17 protein-coding genes are annotated in these 16,451 nt (G+C 71.1%); 7 read left to right on the top strand and 10 right to left on the bottom strand.

Annotated elements, in window-relative coordinates; all coding sequences use genetic code 11:
• Positions 1–122: 122 nt before the first annotated feature.
• Complete coding sequence (locus tag AABA78_RS10900; RefSeq protein WP_338262897.1) at positions 123–1,022, bottom strand: hypothetical protein; 900 nt, start codon at positions 1,020–1,022, stop codon at positions 123–125.
• A 315-nt stretch (positions 1,023–1,337) separates the two neighbouring features.
• Between AABA78_RS10900 and AABA78_RS10895 the strand changes: the two genes are divergently transcribed.
• Positions 1,338–2,126: a hypothetical protein gene (locus AABA78_RS10895; protein ID WP_338262896.1), complete on the top strand. Its 789-nt coding sequence runs from the start codon at positions 1,338–1,340 to the stop codon at positions 2,124–2,126.
• Between the two features lie 73 nt (positions 2,127–2,199).
• On the opposite strand, the gene AABA78_RS10890 is transcribed toward AABA78_RS10895, so the two are convergent.
• Positions 2,200–2,937, bottom strand: a complete 738-nt coding sequence (locus AABA78_RS10890; RefSeq protein ID WP_338262895.1) for a MerR family transcriptional regulator — start codon at positions 2,935–2,937, stop codon at positions 2,200–2,202.
• 371 nt (positions 2,938–3,308) lie between these two features.
• Between AABA78_RS10890 and rsgA the strand changes: the two genes are divergently transcribed.
• On the top strand, positions 3,309–4,403 hold the full coding sequence (rsgA, locus tag AABA78_RS10885) for a ribosome small subunit-dependent GTPase A (RefSeq protein WP_338262894.1): 1,095 nt from the start codon (positions 3,309–3,311) through the stop codon (positions 4,401–4,403).
• 55 nt (positions 4,404–4,458) lie between these two features.
• Here rsgA and AABA78_RS10880 read toward each other — a convergent pair whose 3' ends face one another.
• Entirely contained in the window at positions 4,459–5,019 is a 561-nt protein-coding gene (locus AABA78_RS10880; protein WP_338262893.1) for a hypothetical protein, read from the bottom strand.
• A 93-nt stretch (positions 5,020–5,112) separates the two neighbouring features.
• The gene (locus AABA78_RS10875; RefSeq protein ID WP_171422032.1) at positions 5,113–5,718 is read right to left on the bottom strand and encodes a TetR/AcrR family transcriptional regulator; all 606 of its coding nucleotides are present in this window, start codon (positions 5,716–5,718) and stop codon (positions 5,113–5,115) included.
• Between the two features lie 142 nt (positions 5,719–5,860).
• Here AABA78_RS10875 and AABA78_RS10870 point away from each other — a divergent pair, with 142 nt between their 5' ends.
• The gene (locus AABA78_RS10870; RefSeq protein WP_338262892.1) at positions 5,861–6,610 is read left to right on the top strand and encodes an SDR family oxidoreductase; all 750 of its coding nucleotides are present in this window, start codon (positions 5,861–5,863) and stop codon (positions 6,608–6,610) included.
• 21 nt (positions 6,611–6,631) lie between these two features.
• Here AABA78_RS10870 and AABA78_RS10865 read toward each other — a convergent pair whose 3' ends face one another.
• Positions 6,632–6,862, bottom strand: a complete 231-nt coding sequence (locus AABA78_RS10865; protein ID WP_171422034.1) for a hypothetical protein — start codon at positions 6,860–6,862, stop codon at positions 6,632–6,634.
• Positions 6,863–6,891: 29 nt separating this feature from the next.
• Entirely contained in the window at positions 6,892–7,734 is an 843-nt protein-coding gene (locus AABA78_RS10860; RefSeq protein WP_338262891.1) for a 2-oxo acid dehydrogenase subunit E2, read from the bottom strand.
• A 112-nt stretch (positions 7,735–7,846) separates the two neighbouring features.
• Here AABA78_RS10860 and AABA78_RS10855 point away from each other — a divergent pair, with 112 nt between their 5' ends.
• Positions 7,847–8,773 carry a DUF1684 domain-containing protein gene (locus tag AABA78_RS10855; RefSeq protein ID WP_338262890.1) on the top strand — a complete coding sequence of 309 codons (927 nt, stop codon included), beginning with the start codon at positions 7,847–7,849 and terminating at the stop codon, positions 8,771–8,773.
• A gap of 73 nt (positions 8,774–8,846) precedes the next feature.
• Here the strand turns inward: AABA78_RS10855 and AABA78_RS10850 are convergent, their stop codons facing one another.
• Together AABA78_RS10850 and AABA78_RS10845 are read right to left on the bottom strand one after the other, a co-directional pair.
• Positions 8,847–9,722: a hypothetical protein gene (locus AABA78_RS10850; RefSeq protein ID WP_338262889.1), complete on the bottom strand. Its 876-nt coding sequence runs from the start codon at positions 9,720–9,722 to the stop codon at positions 8,847–8,849.
• 438 nt (positions 9,723–10,160) lie between these two features.
• Positions 10,161–10,739 carry a type 1 glutamine amidotransferase domain-containing protein gene (locus AABA78_RS10845; protein WP_338262888.1) on the bottom strand — a complete coding sequence of 193 codons (579 nt, stop codon included), beginning with the start codon at positions 10,737–10,739 and terminating at the stop codon, positions 10,161–10,163.
• A 166-nt stretch (positions 10,740–10,905) separates the two neighbouring features.
• Between AABA78_RS10845 and AABA78_RS10840 the strand changes: the two genes are divergently transcribed.
• Positions 10,906–12,078: a PQQ-dependent sugar dehydrogenase gene (locus tag AABA78_RS10840; protein ID WP_338262887.1), complete on the top strand. Its 1,173-nt coding sequence runs from the start codon at positions 10,906–10,908 to the stop codon at positions 12,076–12,078.
• Here the strand turns inward: AABA78_RS10840 and AABA78_RS10835 are convergent, their stop codons facing one another.
• Positions 12,079–12,882, bottom strand: a complete 804-nt coding sequence (locus tag AABA78_RS10835) for an ABC transporter permease (protein WP_338262886.1) — start codon at positions 12,880–12,882, stop codon at positions 12,079–12,081.
• Complete coding sequence (locus tag AABA78_RS10830) at positions 12,879–13,649, bottom strand: ABC transporter ATP-binding protein (RefSeq protein ID WP_338262885.1); 771 nt, start codon at positions 13,647–13,649, stop codon at positions 12,879–12,881. The genes AABA78_RS10835 and AABA78_RS10830 overlap by 4 nt, the downstream gene beginning before the upstream one ends.
• Positions 13,650–13,722: 73 nt before the next feature.
• Between AABA78_RS10830 and AABA78_RS10825 the strand changes: the two genes are divergently transcribed.
• Entirely contained in the window at positions 13,723–15,312 is a 1,590-nt protein-coding gene (locus AABA78_RS10825) for a cation:proton antiporter (protein WP_338262884.1), read from the top strand.
• Positions 15,309–16,445 carry a cyclic nucleotide-binding domain-containing protein gene (locus AABA78_RS10820; RefSeq protein WP_338262883.1) on the top strand — a complete coding sequence of 379 codons (1,137 nt, stop codon included), beginning with the start codon at positions 15,309–15,311 and terminating at the stop codon, positions 16,443–16,445. The genes AABA78_RS10825 and AABA78_RS10820 overlap by 4 nt, the downstream gene beginning before the upstream one ends.
• The last annotated feature ends 6 nt before the right edge of the window (positions 16,446–16,451 follow it).

Raw genomic sequence — 16,451 nt, 5'->3', positions numbered from 1 at the left:
AGCCGGGGTGGGAGGGCCCCTTGTGTCAGGCACTCAACGCCCTACCTGACCGTGGGTCCCACCAACCCCGAAAGCCCTGACGAGGACGGCGATTCCCGGAGCGGAACCTCCCCATAACAGTTTCAGGGGGGCGAGGCCGTGCACGGGAACCCATCACACCCCTGCACATACAGCGCCCGGCCCGAGAGCCTCCGGGCAGGCGCGCGCGTGCTGGCGGGCACGGCTTCACGGGCGCCGGTGCGAACGTTGAAGCGGAGCGAAGTGGGCCCCGGTGCGTCCGGGGAAGCGGGCGCGCCACAGGCCAGCAAGACCTGATCCGCGCCGTCCAGCCACCAGAGGAACTCCACGGTGCAGGGGGCCTCCGCTCGCACGAGTTCCAGGGTGCGGGCGTCGTAGACGATGACGCCGCCGCCCCACTCCACCGCAGCCAGCACGCCCCCGGGGCCGACGGACAGCCGCCCTCCGGGGCCCGGCACCTGCGCCTGGCCCAGCACCTTGCCGTCCGGTGCCACTGAGACGAGCTGTCCAGTGGCGTCCAGCGCGAGGACGCCGCCCGCGTGGCCGATCAGCCACTCCGGCGGCGCGATGTCGCCCACGGGCTGGAGCGCGCCGTCCCGTTCACGCAGCAGGCGGCCTCCGGTGGCGACCCACAGGTGGCGCTCGCCGTCGAAGGTGAGCGCGGTGGCACCGGGGACCTCCAGCCGCGAGTGCGACCCGTCCTCGCCACAGACCGCGACGACGCGGGGCCCGAACACCGCCGCGCGCGACGCATCCGGCGCCACGGCCCAGCCCAGCCGAGTGGCCCCCTCGAGCTGTCGCGCCAGACAGTCATTGAGCGCGCCCAGGTGCGCGTCTCCAGCGGGTGAGGCGATGAGGTACGGGAGGCTGGTGGTGGCGACGTAGAGGAGCAGGCCCAGGCTCGCGGCGATGACGAGCGTGAGCGTCCAGGCGCGTGCGCTCGCGCTTCGCGTCTGTCGCGCGCTCTTGCGGCCCGCCGCCAGCTGCACCTCCCGTCCGCTCACGCGCGCTCCCTTCCGGACCGGGAGGACAGCACAGAACGGGAGCGAAGACTGCTCACCGCGACACGGAAGCCTGCTTCCTGAACATCACGTGGCGTCCCTCCTGGATCCCAGCACACGGGACTTCCGGGCTTCGTGCTTCGTTGCAGTCACACCGAGGTATCGGGAGCACATGCGTGCAAGCCCTGCCCCGCGCGCTTTGTCCCATGAACGACCTGCGAGCTGGCGGCCTGCCATGTGCTGGCTTCTTTCGACGGGTTGCCGTGTCGCCTGAAGCACACACCTTTACGCCTCAAACGGCATGAAAGGGTTCTTCACATGCGACGCTCCATTGGCACCGCGGCACTGGCCTTCAGCTTCCTGCTCTCCACCAGCGCGTTCGCCCAGCAGGTAGGCGACGGATCGAGCCCCGGGACGACGCCCGGCTCCACGGGCGGCTCTCCGGAGATGGTCAACAGCGGGCAGACGGGCACCGCCGGCTCCAGCGGCACGTACACCCCGGGCACCAACAACTCCACGGGCGTGGAGACGGGCAACACGGCCACCGGCACGGGCGGATCTGGCTCCGGCACGACCGCGACTCCGGGCACGACCGGCACCGGCACCACCGGCGGCAGCACTTCCGGCACGGGCGGCACCGGGACCAGCGGCATCGGCACGGGCTCGCCCACGAACACCGGCTCCAGCTCGGACACCTTCGGCACCGGGAGCACCGTGCCCTCCACGGGGACGAGCACCGGCAACTACGGCACCGGTGACACCTCGCCCAGAACCAGCACCGGCACCTACGGCGGCTCCGGCACGAATACCGGCAGCACCATCAATGGCTCCGGGAGCAACGGCACCATCGGTGGTTCCGGGAGCACCGGCACCATCGGTGGCTCCAACACCGGCACCACCGGCTCCACCGCGCCCGGTACCGAGAGCAACGGCTCGACCGTCATCAACCCGGGCGGCACCGGTACGGGCGGCACCAGCGGCACGACCGGCACGGGTGGCGTCGGCGGCACCGGCACCAGCGGCTCCGGCGGCACCATCGGCGGCGTGGGCGGCACCGGCACCAGCGGCTCCAATGGTTCGTCCGCCGGCACCGTCGGCGGCCAGTAGCCTTCCGCGTGGATGCCTTTGAATGACGGTACGGCCGCCAGCCCTTCGCTGGCGGCCGCCGCCATGTCTGGCTTTACTTCGGCGCGTCCAGACAGGCCATCGCCCGGCCCACGTACTCCATGAGCTTCGGGTCGCGGCCCTGACGCTGGGCCACCTGCGGCTCCTGCTGGTGCAGCGTCTGGAGTGACTTCTCGATGCCGGGGTTGCCGCCCGTGAAGGCGCGGATCAGCTCGCGCCAGCGCGTGGCCAGCGCGCGCACCGGCTCGGACGCGGGGTCGGCGCCCTGCTCCATCTGCTCGCGCATGCTCGCGATGAGGCGGGGCCACTCGGCCTCCACCTGTTGGATGGCGTCGTCCCCCATCGCCTGGCGACGGGCCTCCAGCTCCTTCAACTGCTCCGGGGTGTAGTACTTCTCGAACATGGTCATGGCCTCGATGGTCTGTAGGAAGTCGTCGGCGGAGACGGGCTCCGCCGCGCGCAGCTGTCGTGCGAGGGAATCCAGGCGGTCGCAGAGCTGACGCTGTTCCGCCAGCTGCTCCCGGGCCCGCTGGAGCCGCAGCTCCACCACGCGCAGGGCGGAGAAGTCCGCCCGGCCCAGCATCTCGGAGATCTCCTCCAGCGAGAACCCGAGCTGCTTGAGCGACAGGATGTGACTCAGGCGGGCGATGTCCGCCGCCGTGTAGAGCCGGTGCCCCGACGCCGTGTGCGCCGAGGGCTTGAGCAAGCCAATCTCGTCGTAGTGGTGCAGCGCGCGGATGGACAGCCCCGTGCGCCGGGCCAGCTCCCCTACCTTCAGCTCCGTGTGCTGCATGCCTCACCCCTTTCCAGTCACCGCCCTTCGCGTGACTGGATGCGATGGGTACAACCTCACGTCGCGTGAGGTTCAAGAGGGAAAACACCCGGGCCCTTCAAGGGGTGGCCAGCCGCCGACAGGAATTGCTAGGGTCCCCGTCCGATGTCCGGTCCGGCGATGACCGCCGCTGACCCCGAACCATGAGGAGGCCTGTCCTGTGATGCCGCCCCTTGTCGTCGTCGCGGCCCTGTCCGCCACGCGGGCGCTCATCCGCTGAGCCGGTCGCAGCACCGTCGTCCGTCGCAGCGCGAGCCCCGCTTCCTTCACGCCCGGCGCCCCGGAGTCCTCCTCCGCGCGGCCCTGGCATCGCTCTGCCCGGAGTTCCCCAAGTGTCACTTGAAACCCTCGGCTGGGGTCCCGACCTCGACCTCGCGCTGTCTTCTTTCGTTTCGCAGTCGTCTTCCTCCGCGTCCCTCGTCCCCGGGCGCGTCGTGCGCCAGCAGCGGGGACTGCTCACCGTCCAGACCGCCGGTTCGGCCTTCCTCGCGCGCGCCGCCGGACGCCTCCTCCATCAGGCCCAGGGCGTGGAGGCCCTGCCCACCGTGGGCGACTGGGTCCTCCTGCAACCGCCCGCCTCCGGTGACGGCGAGGCGCTGATGCACGCCGTGCTGCCCCGCCGCAGCCTCCTGAAGCGGCGCGAGGCGGGCAGCGAACACGACGGGCAGCTCATCGCCGCCAACGTGGACGTGGTGTTCCTCGTCGTGGGGCTGGACGGCAACTTCAACCCCCGCCGCATCGAGCGCTCCCTCACCGTGGCCTGGAACAGCGGCGCCACGCCCGTCGTGCTCCTGACCAAGGCGGACCTCGCGGACGACGCCGCCGAGCGCGTCCTGGAGGTGGAGGCGCTGGCCCCCGGCGTGGACGTGCTCGCGGTGAGCGCACGCACGGGCCTGGGCGTGGAGGACGTGCGCGCGCGGCTTCCCGCCGGGAGGACGGGCGCGCTGCTGGGCTCGTCCGGCGTGGGCAAGTCCACGCTCACCAACCGGCTGCTGGACGCCGCGCGGCTCGCCACCCAGCCCGTGAGCGCGGAGGGCGACAGGGGCCGGCACACCACCACGCACCGCGAGCTGTTCGTGCTGGAGCACGGCGGCCTCATCATCGACGGGCCCGGCATGCGCGAGGTGGGCCTGTGGGGCGACGATGACGAGGGCCTGGCCCACGCCTTCGCGGACGTCCTCGCGCTGGCCACCGGCTGCCGCTTCAACGACTGCGGCCACCAGAACGAGCCGGGGTGCGCGGTGAGGGCGGCGGTGGAGGACGGCACGCTCTCCCAGGAGCGGCGCGCGAGCTTCGAGAAGCTCCAGCGCGAACAGGCCTTCCTGCACCGCCAGACGGACGCCGCCGCGCAGCGGGAGCACAAGCGGATGGAGCGCAACCGCTCCAAGGAGGGCCCGGCGCGGGCGCGCCTGAAGCGCGGCGAATAGACAGACATCCCGGGCGCGGCGCGGAAAAGGACTCCACGCCGCGTCCGGGCGTGGTTCAGAGGCCGGGGCTCGTCTCCGGCACCGCGCCGGGCGGCGGCAGCGGCGGCGGGGTCGGCGCTCCAGGCACCGGCACCTCGCCCTCCTCCGGCGTGTTCGCGTCGTCCGGGACACGTGCGGGCGCCTCCGGGCGCGGGCCCAGGTCCTGTCTTGGATTGACGTTCTGGTACTCCGACACGCAGGAGTAGGCCACGGTGCGCGAACCCACCAGGACCGTGGGCAGCAGCAGGCCGATCGCGGCGCAGTTGCCCTGCTCCTCGGTGGTCCGGTTGCCGCCGGCACACACCGCCGACCCGATGAACGCGCCCGCCACCGCGAGGCCCGCCTGGATGAGGAAGTCACTGACGGTCGCCCGGCTCTGCGCCCACGCGACGCCGTTCTTGCACTCGCTGCCAGGAGGGCTGGACACGGGCACCAGGCCCGCCACCGTGAACCACTGCCGGTCCTGGTGGACCGTGGGCTCCGGCCGCAGGTTCGTGACGATGCTCGTCCGATAACAGCCCGTCTGCCCCAGCATCAGCGCCGCCATGGACGCCGCCACCGCGTGTGCCTTCCGCATCAATGCCCCCAATCCCGTTGAGTGACCGCCCGCACCGGCGGTCAGGCCCCCGTGCCTAGCCCGAAGGCGGGGGTCCCCGGAAGAGGGGCGGCCCTAACGGCGGCGCTTCGGCGCGACGGGCAGGCCTTCGAACGCCGTCTCCACCATGCCGCGCAAGGAGGCCTCGTCCATGCCCGCCTTGCCCACGGCCTCCAGCCCCCGCATGACCGCGAGCAGCATGGCGCCCAGCTTCCGGGGCTCCGCGTGGGCCGCGAGGTCCCCCTGCGCCTTCGCCTGCTCCAGGCAGCGCACGAACGCGGCCTCCAGGCCCTGGAAGGTCTCCAGCGCCCGGTCCGCCACCCGAGCGTCCTGCGCCGCCAGCTCCGAGGTGCCGCGCCCCAGCAGGCACCCGCGCCGGTTCGCGGGCGCCGCGGACGCGGTGGCCACCCCCAGCAGGTACTGGCGCAGCCGCTCCAGCGCTCCGGCGTCCGGCCCCTCCAGCGTCTTCTTCACCGACTCCACGGAGCTCACGCAGTACGCGTCGAACACCTTCAAGAAGAGCTGATGCTTGTCGCCAAAGGCGCCGTAGAGGCTGCCCTTGCCCAACCCCGTGGCCTGCATCAGGTCATCCATGGAGGTCGCCGCGTATCCCTTGTTCCAGAACTGGTCGCGCACCGCGCGCAGCACCTGGGCTTCATCGAATGTCCGAGGCCGAGCCATGCCCTGAAATTAAAAGTTATTGACCGTTCGGTCCACCATTCTTAGATATGGACCACAAAGTCCATAACTCCTCGGTGACACGGGGAGCAGGTGGGCTGGCGCTTCACGGGGCCGCATGCGCCCCGGAACAAGGAGCAGGACCATGGGCAGGCTCGACGGGAAGGTGGCGGTCGTCACGGGTGGAACCACGGGCATCGGCTTCGCGACCGCGAAGCGCTTCGCGCAGGAGGGGGCGAAGGTGTTCCTCACCGGCCGCCGGCAGGCGGAGGTGGACCGGGCGGTGAAGGAGATTGGCCACGGCGCGGTGGGCGTGCGCGGGGACGTGTCCGTAATGGCGGACCTGGATGGGCTCTACGCGCGGGTGAAGGAGGAGTCGGGGCACCTCGACGTGGTGTTCGCCAACGCGGGCGGGGGCGAGTTCGCGGCGCTGGGCACCATCACGGAGGCGCACTTCGACCAGACGTTCAACGTCAACGTGAAGGGCACGCTGTTCACGGTGCAGAAGGCGCTGCCGCTGCTGAAGGACGGCGGCTCCGTCATCCTGACGGGCTCCACCGCGGGCTCGGACGGCTCGGCGGCCTTCAGCGTCTACGCGGCGACGAAGGCGGCCATCCGCTCGTTCGCGCGCACGTGGGCGACGGACTTGAAGGGGCGGAGCATCCGGGTGAACACGCTCAGCCCGGGCCCCATCGACACGCCGGGACTCAACGGGCTGGCGCCCGACGCGGCGGGGGCGAAGCAGATCAAGGACTACCTCACCAGCCTCATCCCGCTGGGCCGCATGGGACAGCCGGACGAGGTGGCGAAGGCGGCGCTGTTCCTCGCCTCGGACGACAGCAGCTTCGTCAACGGCGCGGAGCTCTTCGTGGACGGCGGCGCCGGACAGGTCTGAGCAACCCGGCGCTGGAGGGCTTCAGTCCTCCTTGCCGTCCGGGTTCGACGCGGCCAGCTTGCGCAGCCGTGCGGCGAAGGGGCTCTCGCCGTTCACCGGCAACGGGCCGCCGGCCATGCGCTGGCGGCGGTCCATGGCGAGGGGGCCCTCGGGGGGGCCTTCCAGGGCTTCCTTCTCGAAGCGGTCCTGGCCGCCCAGCACCCGCCCCACGGGACGGGACGAGCCGACGCGACGGTAGGGATCCACGGACATGGCGTTGACCTCCGGATGACGCCCCCGTTCTACCGCGCTTCGTCCTCCGGTGCATCCCACCCCCGGGGGTCCTCCAGCGCGCCGCCGATGTGCCGGAGCACCCGGGCCGCCAGGTCCACGTCGATGAGGCGCGCGTCCCAGGTGCAGGTGAGCGTCATGGCCTTGCCGGGCACCAGCGCGCCGTCCTCCACCACGGGCACGTCCCGCACGAGCCCGGGCGCCAGCAAGAGCGGCACGCGCGTGTAGGGCACCATCGCGACGAAGCCCCGCTCCAGCCCCAGCGAGCCCAGGTTCGTCACCGCCACGGAGCCGAACGGGTCGAAGGGCATGCCCACCCGGCGCAGGTCCACGTTCAGGCCGTACCAGACGAAGGACAGCAGCCGCAGCGCGGGGCCCATCAGCCAGCCGGGCAGGAGCGACGAGCGGCGCTTGCCCCGTTCAATCTCCACGTCCTCGCGCGCGCGGACCCGCGACACGCGCGACTCCATGGCGTCCGCCAGGGCCTCCAGCGACTTCTGGTCCGCGCGGTGCACGGTGGCGGTGGTGAGGTCCACGCGCGACGCACCGCTCGCCGGCTGCACCACCAGCACGCAGACGCCCACGTCCTCGCGCAGCCACGGGCGCTGGCCGCGCAGCACGACGTTGGCCTCCGGGTAGCGGCGCAGCGCGTCCGCCGCGGCCTTCGCCACCAGGTGCGTCACCGTCAGCCGGCGGCCGGTGCGCGTGCGGTGCGTGGCCATGAACGCGAGCGCCGCCTCCATGCGCACGTCCAGCGCCGCGTAGGCGGTGGGGTCGCGGGGCGCGCGCCACGTCCCCAGCGCGAGCTTGCGCAGGGCACTGGCGGGGGGCGCGGGGTGGAGGTCCAGGTTCACGGAAGGTTTCCCAAGCCTTTGCACGGCGGGAGCGCCGCGCGCAATGGGGGGCGGGCTTTGTTAGACAATGGCCCAGCGCCCCTTCCCTCCCGCGCTTCGAGGCCCCATCCGCATGAGCACCCTCGCCCTGGTCCTGTCCCTGGCCCTGCACGCCGCGCCGCCCGCGAAGCCCCTCCCGAAGCCCGCCGCGAAGGCCGAGCAGCAGAAGGCCCCCACGGAGGACGTCGCCGCCGCCACCCAGGCGTGGCAGGCCGAGCGGCTGCAACGCCTGACGTCGCCGGACGGCTGGCTGACGCTGGTGGGGCTCACGTGGTTGAAGGAGGGCGAGCAGCAGGCCGGCTCCGCACCCGACAGCGCGGTGCCGCTGCCCGCGCCGGTGCCCGCCCAGGCGGGCACGTTCGTGCGCCAGGGTGACACCGTGCGCTTCCAGCCCGCGGCGGGCGTGGCCTTCACGCTGGAGGGCAAGCCCTTCACGGGGGGCGCGCTGAAGACAGACGAGAAGGGCGCGCCGGACGTGTTGCGGCTGGGGAGCGTGAGCTTCCAGGTCATCCGTCGCGGGGACCGGCTGGGCGTGCGGGTGAAGGACTCGGAGGCCGCGGCGCGCAAGCAGTTCCACGGCATCCCGCTGTACCCGGCCAGCGCGGACTGGAAGGTGGAGGCCCGGCTGGTGCCGGACGAGAAGCCGCGCATGCTCAGCGTGCCCACGGTGCTGGGCATGTCGGAGGAGATGAAGTCCGCGGGCACGCTCGTCTTCACGGTGGCGGGCAAGGAGCACCGCCTGATGCCGGTGCTGGAGGAGGGCTCGGACGAGCTGTTCGTCATCTTCGGCGACGAGACGAACCGCGACGCGACCTACGGCGCCGGCCGCTTCCTCTCCGCGCCGCTGCCGGACAAGGACGGGCGCGTCGTGCTGGACTTCAACCGCGCCTACAATCCGCCGTGCGCCTTCACCCGCTTCGCCACCTGCCCGCTGCCCCCGCGCGGCAACCGCCTGGCCCTGCGCGTGGAAGCCGGAGAGAAGCGCGCGGGCGACCACTGACGCGCTGAAACGCCACCGCCCGCTTCCCCGGGGAGGGAAACGGGCGGCGTGGGGCGTCAGGGGTGATGGAACCTCAGAGCTGGATGGCCTTCTCCACGTCCGCCATCCGGAAGCGCGCCATCGCCAGGTTCGCGTTCGAGCGGTTCAGCGCGATGTAGAGGAACAGGCCCTCGCGCGCCGCGAGCGGGCGGATGATGTGGTACTGCTCGCCCAGGGTGATGAGCATGTCCTCGATGCGGTCCTTGATGCCCAGGGCCTTCATCGTCTTCATCTTGGCGCGCATCACTTCCGTGTTGCCCGCGGCCGCCGCCTCGACGTTGAACGTCGAGGACCCACCCAGGCTGCCCAGCGTCATGCCGCTGTTCGCATCCGCCAGACAAACCGCGAACGCACCGTCAATCTTCATCGCCTCTTCCAGCGCCTGCTTCACGTTCGCCATGACTTCTCTTTCCAATAGGACGGGGGGACTCGAAGGGGACTGCGACTGCGAACTGGCGGGCTGCGGTTGCGTGGCGTCGGCGCTCAGCTCCGCCAGCTCGAACGTCAGCTGACTGGAGTAGGAGCGCGGCTGCGGGACGAAGAGGGCCTGCGCCTCCGTCAGCCCGAAGAGCGCCTCCAGCTGCGCGCCCAGGTGCCGGCACAGCAGGTCGCGCAGCGTGTCGCGCGGCACCAGGCCCCACGCCACCAGCGTCTCGCAGAAGTTGCCGCCGCTCTTGCGGCACTCCGCCATCACCTGCTCGACGTCCTCACGGCTCACCAGCCGCGCGTCGATGAGCGCCGTGGAGAAGCTGCGCGCACCCGGGCCCGTCAGCACCGTCCACGCCACCTTGCGCTCCACCACGAAGATGCGGCCGGAGACCGTGGCGGACTTCACCACCACCTCGCCTCCCAGCTTGCTCTCCAGGGCTTCGTTCAGCACCGCCCGGACGACCTGACGGGGCTGGGACATGACGGGTCGGGGGGCCGGATTCATGAGGGGGTCCACGGAGACCGTCAGTGATGGCGCGGTCCGTCAGGGGGTCGCTGCGGCCGGAATAATAAGCAGCGACACTGCACAATCGCAACTCAGCTGTAAAATTCGGGGAATAAATGACTCCCCTGGGGTTGGCGAAACCCCGTACAGATGTCTGAGTGTCTTGTACCGGAGGCCCAAAGACAACGGAACAATTCCAGAGCAGCGAAAACCTGACGCATGGACCCGACAGCGCCATGCGTCGTCAGGGCAGACAGGTTCGCTCGGCAACACTTCCCTCCGAAAAGGGGGCTCCCTCCGCGGGAAGGCGCGCGGGAAATCCGCTCCATCCGCCCCTGCGTACAAGCCCCCGGAGCGCGCGTGGCACCCCGGGGGCCTGGGTCCTGTTGGACCACGTTCCGCCCTGTTGGCGGCTCAGTGCACTGGCGGTGCGCGGTCCGCGGCGGCTTCCGGGGCCAGCGGGGACTCCAGACGCGGGGCGATGCCGTCCTTCAGCTGGCGCAGCACGGCGGCGCAGAAGGCGTCCAGGTCGTCCGGCTTGCGGGACGTGATGAGGTTGCCGTCCTCCACCACCTGGCGGTCCACCCAGCGCGCGCCGGCGTTGATGAGGTCCGTCTTGATGGAGGGGAACGACGTGACGGTGCGCTCGTCCGCGATGTCCGCCTCCACCAGCATCCACGGCCCGTGGCACACGGCGGCGATGGGCTTGTCCGCCTTGAAGAAGTCGCGCACGAAGCCGACCATGCCGATGTCCATGCGCAGGTGGTCCGGCGAGTAGCCGCCAGGAATCACCAGCGCGGCGAAGTCCGCGGCCTTCAGCTCCTTCACCGCCTTCTCCGTGCGGATCTCCGCGCCCTTCTTCCCCTTGAGCGTCTTGCCTGCCTCCACGCCGATGACGACGGGCTCATGGCCCGCCTGCTTGAGCTTGTCGAAGGGGACCTGGAACTCGGAGTCCTCGAAGTCGTTGGCCACGATGAATGCGATGCGCGCCATGGAACTGCCTCCCGCTGGGCAATGGTTGCCGGTGAACCCGCCCGAGCAAGGTGCCCACGACAGTGGCCGGGACAACGTCACCCGGGACCGTCTTCGGGTGCCGCATGCGCTCGCCTGCCCCCCTTCCAGGTCGGTGGGCGGCGTCCACCAACGCTAGATTCCCGCCATGCGCTCCCGACGCCTGCTGCTGTCCGCCCTCGTGGTGCTCGCCGCCTCCGCCTCCGCCTGCCGCAGGAGCCAGGCGCAGGGGACGGCCTCTCCCGAGGACTGCATCCTGGTGGAGGACGGCTGGGGGCAGGACGGCAGCGTGCCCGTCACCGTGGACGTGGTGGCCGAAGGGCTGGAGGTGCCCTGGGGCGTCGCCTTCCTGCCAGGCCAGGAGGGAGACGCGCTCATCACCGAGCGGCCGGGCCGCGTGCGACTGCTCCGCGGCGGCAAGCTGCAACCCGAGGCCGTGGCCACGCTGCCCCTGGCGGCGAACGGCGAGGGCGGCCTGCTGGGCATCGCCGCGCACCCGGACTTCGCGACGAACCGCCAGTTCTACCTGTACGTCACCACGCAATCGGACGGGAAGGCTCAGAACCGGGTGGAGCGCTGGACGCTGTCGCCGGACGGCACGAGCGCGACCTTCGAGCGCGTCATCTTCGGGGGCATCCCGTCCGCGAAGTACCACGACGGCGGGCGGCTGCGCTTCGGGCCGGACGGCATGCTGTACGTAGGCACGGGGGACTCCCGCGACCCGGACCTGTCCCAGGACGTGAACAGCCCCGCGGGCAAGCTGCTGCGCCTGACGCCGGATGGCGCCGTGCCCGGGGACAATCCCTTTCCGAATTCGCCCGCGTTCCTGCTGGGTGTGCGCAACACGCAAGGCTTTGACTGGAAGGACGCCACCACGCTGTACCTCACCGACCACGGCCCCAGCGGTGAGACGATGCGCTTTGGCCACGACGAGGTGAACGTGGTGAAGGCGGGCGACAACCTGGGCTGGCCCGGCATCTATTCATGCGAGACGCAGGGCGGGCGCATCACCCCGTCGCTCACCTTCGACGACGCGGCGCCCCCGGGCGGCGCGGCCGTCTACACGGGCACCGCGATCCCGGAGTGGAGGGGCTCGCTGCTGGTGGGCACGCTGAAGTCCCGGCACCTGCACCGGGTGGAGTTCGATGCCCGGAACCCCCGGCGCGTGGCCCGGCACGAGGTCTACCTGCGCGACACCTGGGGCCGCCTGCGCGACGTGCTGATGGGCCCCGACGGCCACCTGTACGTCACCACCAGCAACTGCGACGGCCGGGGCGAGTGCGGCCCGAGGAAGGACCTGCTCCTGCGCGTCCGGCGCTGATCAGCTCACGCTCTCCGCGCTGTAGCGGGCCAGCAGGCCCGTGCGCACCGCGTAGCGGTAGACCCGCTGGAAGACCCAGCCCGCCAGCACGATGTCCAGCAGCGCCAGCGCGAAGCCCCAGCCCAGCATGGCGCCGGAGAACTCGCCGCCAGCCACCAGCGTGCGCACGCCCTCGAAGACGTAGGACGGGGGCAGCGCCTTCGCCACCCACTGCATCCACTGCGGCAGCGTGGACAGCGGGTAGAAGACGCCCACGAACGGGGACAGCAGGCTGGGGATGGGCCAGACGAACCACTCCGACGCGGGGCCCAGCCGCAGCACCAGCGCGCTGCTGAGGATGCCCAGCGCGATGCCGAAGAGGAACAGCACCATCACGAAGGGGAGGAACATCGCGCCGTAGGCGGCGAAGGACAGCCCGAACACCGTGGTGGACAGGAGCAGCATGACGCACAGGCCGATGGCGCTGGTCGCGACGCTCGTCACCACCAGGCCGCTCACGTACTCCGTCAGCGTGAGCGGCGTGGCGAAGACGTTGAGGAAGTTGCGCGACCAGACGTCCTCGAAGAAGCCCGTCGTGAGGCCCTGCATCACGCGCGCGAAGAAGTCCCAGAGCAGCACCGCGCCCAGGAGCGCCGGCACGAAGTTGTAGCCGGCGGACGTGACGCTGTTGAGGTACCGGGTCATGAAGCCCCACAGCACCATGTCGATGGCCACCCACGCGAACAGCGGCACCACGCGCGCGAAGTTGCCCTTGTAGAGATAGAACTGGCGCAGCGCGATGCCGGCGACGTGGCTCAGGTTCATGGCGCTTCGGTCCTCTCCAGCGCCAGCGGCTCGTTGGCCACGGCGATGAACAACTCCTCCAGCGAGGCCTTGCCGTGCTCGCGGGGCAGCGTTTTGGGGTCGCCCTCCAGCAGCACCCGGCCGCGCGCGAGGAAGAGGACGCGGTCGCAGACGGCCTCCACCTCGTACATGTTGTGCGACGTCCACAGCACGCTGCTGTTTCCCTTCGCGGCGAAGGCCTTGATGCGGGTGCGGATGTCCACCGCGGTGGCCGGGTCCAGCGACGCGGTGGGTTCGTCCAGCAGCAGCAGGCGGGGCTCGTTGAGCATGGCCTTGGCCAGCGACACGCGCGTCTGCTCGCCGGAGGACAGCACGCCGCACTTGGTGTCGCGGAAGCGCTTCAGGTCGTACTCCTCCAGCAGCGCCTCGATGCGCGCGGACAGCCCCTTCACGCCGTAGATGAGGCCAAAGACACGCAGGTTCTGCGCCACGGTGAGGTTGCCGGGCAGGGGCGAGTAGACGGCGGCGAAGTTGGTGCGCGACAGCGCCTTGACCCGGTGGGTGCCCAGGTCGGTGCCCTCGATGGCGATGGTGCCGGAGGTGGGCTGGAGCACGCCCAGGAGCATGTTGATGGTGGTGCTCTTGCCCGCGCCGTTGGGTCCCAGCAGCCCCACGATTTCGCGGCGCCGCACGTCGAAGGAGATGCCGTCCACGGCCGTGTGGGCGCCGTAGGTCTTGCGCAGGGCCGTGACGGAGAGCACCTGGGTGTCCAGCGAGCCGGAGTTCATCTGGGGTCCCGCTGTACCACGCGGATCGAATCTGGAAAGCTTCGCGCCCTCCCCCGGACCCAGTGGAGTCGCCGTGCTGCTGGAAGTGCCCATCCTCATCGGCCTGATGGTGGCGGCCATCGCACTCGCGATCGCCGCCAAGCGGGCCAGCGTGCCGTACAACGTCGCGCTGGTGCTTGGTGGCCTGCTCATCTCCGTCGCACACCTGCTGCCGGGCGTGCCACCGCTCAACCCCCAGGTGGTCTTCCTCATCTGTCTGCCGCTGCTGCTCTTCGAGGGCGGCATCATGGCGGACCTCAATGGCATCCGCGCGAACGCGGTCCCCATTGGCCTGCTGTCCACGCTGGGGATGGTGCTCGCCATTGGCGCCACCGGCGCCGCGATGCACTGGATGCTGCACCTGGCGTGGGGGCCCGCGCTGCTCCTGGGCTCCATCCTCGCGGTGACGGACACGGTGTCCATCCTCTACGCCTTCCGCCGCGCGCCGGTGCCAGGGCGCCTGGCCGGCATCATCCAGGGTGAGAGCCTCTTCAACGACGGCACCGCGCTGGTGGCGTACACGGCCATCGCGGCGGTGGTGGCGGGCGGGGCGGCGCCGTCACTGGGCTCGCTGGGCGGCCACGTGCTGCTCGCGTCGGTGGGCGGCGCGGTGGTGGGTCTGGCGCTGGGCCTGCTGGGCGGCTTCATCATCCGGCGCGCGGAGGATCCGCTCGCGGAGATCATGGTGACGACGGCGGTGGCGCTGGCGTCCTACGTGCTGGCGGAAGAGGTGCACCTGTCGGGCGCCATCTCCGCGGTGGTGGCGGGGCTGGCGGTGGGCGTGACGCTGCGGCGGGAGGTGGCACCGCAGAGCCAGGTGGCCATCCACTCCTTCTGGGAGTACGCCACCTTCGGCGTCAACACGTTCCTCTTCCTCTCCGTGGGCCTGGACACGCGGCCGGAGGCGCTCCAGGGGCACCTGCCGGGCGTGGGCATCGCGGTGGTGGCGGTGGTGCTGGGGCGCGCGGTGGCCATCTACCTGCCCTTCCTGCTGCTGCGCCTGTTCAAGCCCGCGGAGACCATCCCGCTGCGCTGGCAGCACGTGTTCCTGGTGGGCAACATCAAGGGCGCGCTGTCCATTGGCCTGGCGCTGGGTCTCCCGGAGTCCACGCCCGCGCGCGAGCAGATCGTCTCCATCGCGTTCGGCGTCACGCTGGTGTCCATGGTGGGCCAGGGGCTGATGCTCACGAGCGCGCTCAAGGCGCTGGGGCTGTTCCAGCAGGACGCGGTGGCGCTGGAGATGGCGGGGCAGCGCGGGAAGCTCATCGCCAGCCGCGCGGCGCACGTGGAACTGGACGCGCTGCACACGCAGGGCCTGCTGCCGCGCGCGGCCTATGAGCACCTGCGCAGCGAGTACCAGGTGAACATCGCCCGGGCGGAGCGGGAGCTGCGGCGCATCAGCGAGCAGCACCTGGCGGAAGGGGCGAAGGACCTGTTGAGCATGCGCAGGCGGCTCATCGACGCGGAGCGCACGGCGTTGCAGGGCGCTCGGCGCAACGGGCTGATTCCGGAGGCGACAGCGGAGGAGATGCTGGCGCACCTGGACGCGCGGATGTTGGACCTGGAGAAGGTGTTGCACGGCGGGCACGCGGGCAAGGACAGCAAGGAGCACAAGGCGTCATGAAGATCGTCATCGCGGGGGGAGGACGGGTGGGCGGCGCGCTGGCGGCGCGGCTCGTGTCGGAGCAGCACACGGTGACGGTGATTGAACGCGACGCCGGCATCTGCGCGCGCCTCTTCGAGGAGGTGGGCGTGGTGACGGTGTGCGGGGACGCCACCAACCCGCGCGTGCTGGAGGCGGCGGGCATCGGGACGGCGGACGTGGCGGCGGCGGTGCTGGCGCACGATCCGGCGAACCTGGCGTTCACCATGCTGGTGCGCGCGGTGTCCAGCGCGCGCCTGATGGTGCGCATGCTGGACACGAACTACCGCGACGCGTACCGGCTGGCGGGCGTGAAGGAGCTGGTCGCCGAGGCGGACGTCGTGGTCTCCAAGATGACCACCGCCATCGACTTCCCGCAGGTGTCCGGGTCGCTGCCGCTCAGCAGCGGCGACGCGCTGCTGTTCGAGCTGGCCATCCCCGTGCGTGCCCGGGTGGCGGGGCAGACGGTGGCGCAGGTGCGCGGCATGGAGGGCTTCCCGCGCGAGTGCATCTTCATCGCCCTGGTGGACCCGCAGGGCCACACCGCGCTGCCGGAGGGCAACACGCAGCTGAAGGCCGGGCACAACGTCATCCTCGTGGCGCGGCGTTCCCAGGTGGCGAAGGCGGTGGAGTTCCTCACGTCGGAGCCGCCGCTGGGCGAGGGCCTGGCGTCGTCGCTGGCGCAGACCTTGCGCAAGCTGGACTTCCTGGCGCCGCTGAGTGAGGACGAATTGGAGGCGGTGGCGCGCGGCGCGGAGCTGCTCCAGACGCCCGCGGGCACGGAGCTGTTCCGCCAGGGCGACGCGGGCGAGACGTTCTACGTGGTCATCTCCGGCGAGGTGGCGATGAAGGACGGCGCCCGGCAGACGATGGCCACGGTGAAGCAGGGCGGCTTCTTCGGAGAGCTGGCCCTGCTCACGGGCGAGCCACGCAACGCCACCGCCGTCACCGCCACGCCGTGCGAGCTGGCCGCGGTGGGCCGCGAGGACTTCCGCGGCGTGATGATGGCCAACCCCGCCGTCGCGCTGGAGATGAGCCGCATCCTGGGGCAGCGTCTGTCGCGGCTGGGCGGACAGGCGCAGCCTGCGAAGCGGCGCGGGCTGTTCGGCCGCTGAAGACAG

It is taken from the genome of Corallococcus caeni (assembly GCF_036245865.1).
GTDB classification, from domain to species: Bacteria; Myxococcota; Myxococcia; order Myxococcales; family Myxococcaceae; genus Corallococcus; species Corallococcus caeni.
The sequence above is the reverse complement of the archived record's forward strand: the minus strand, read 5'-3'. Positions and strand labels throughout refer to the sequence as shown.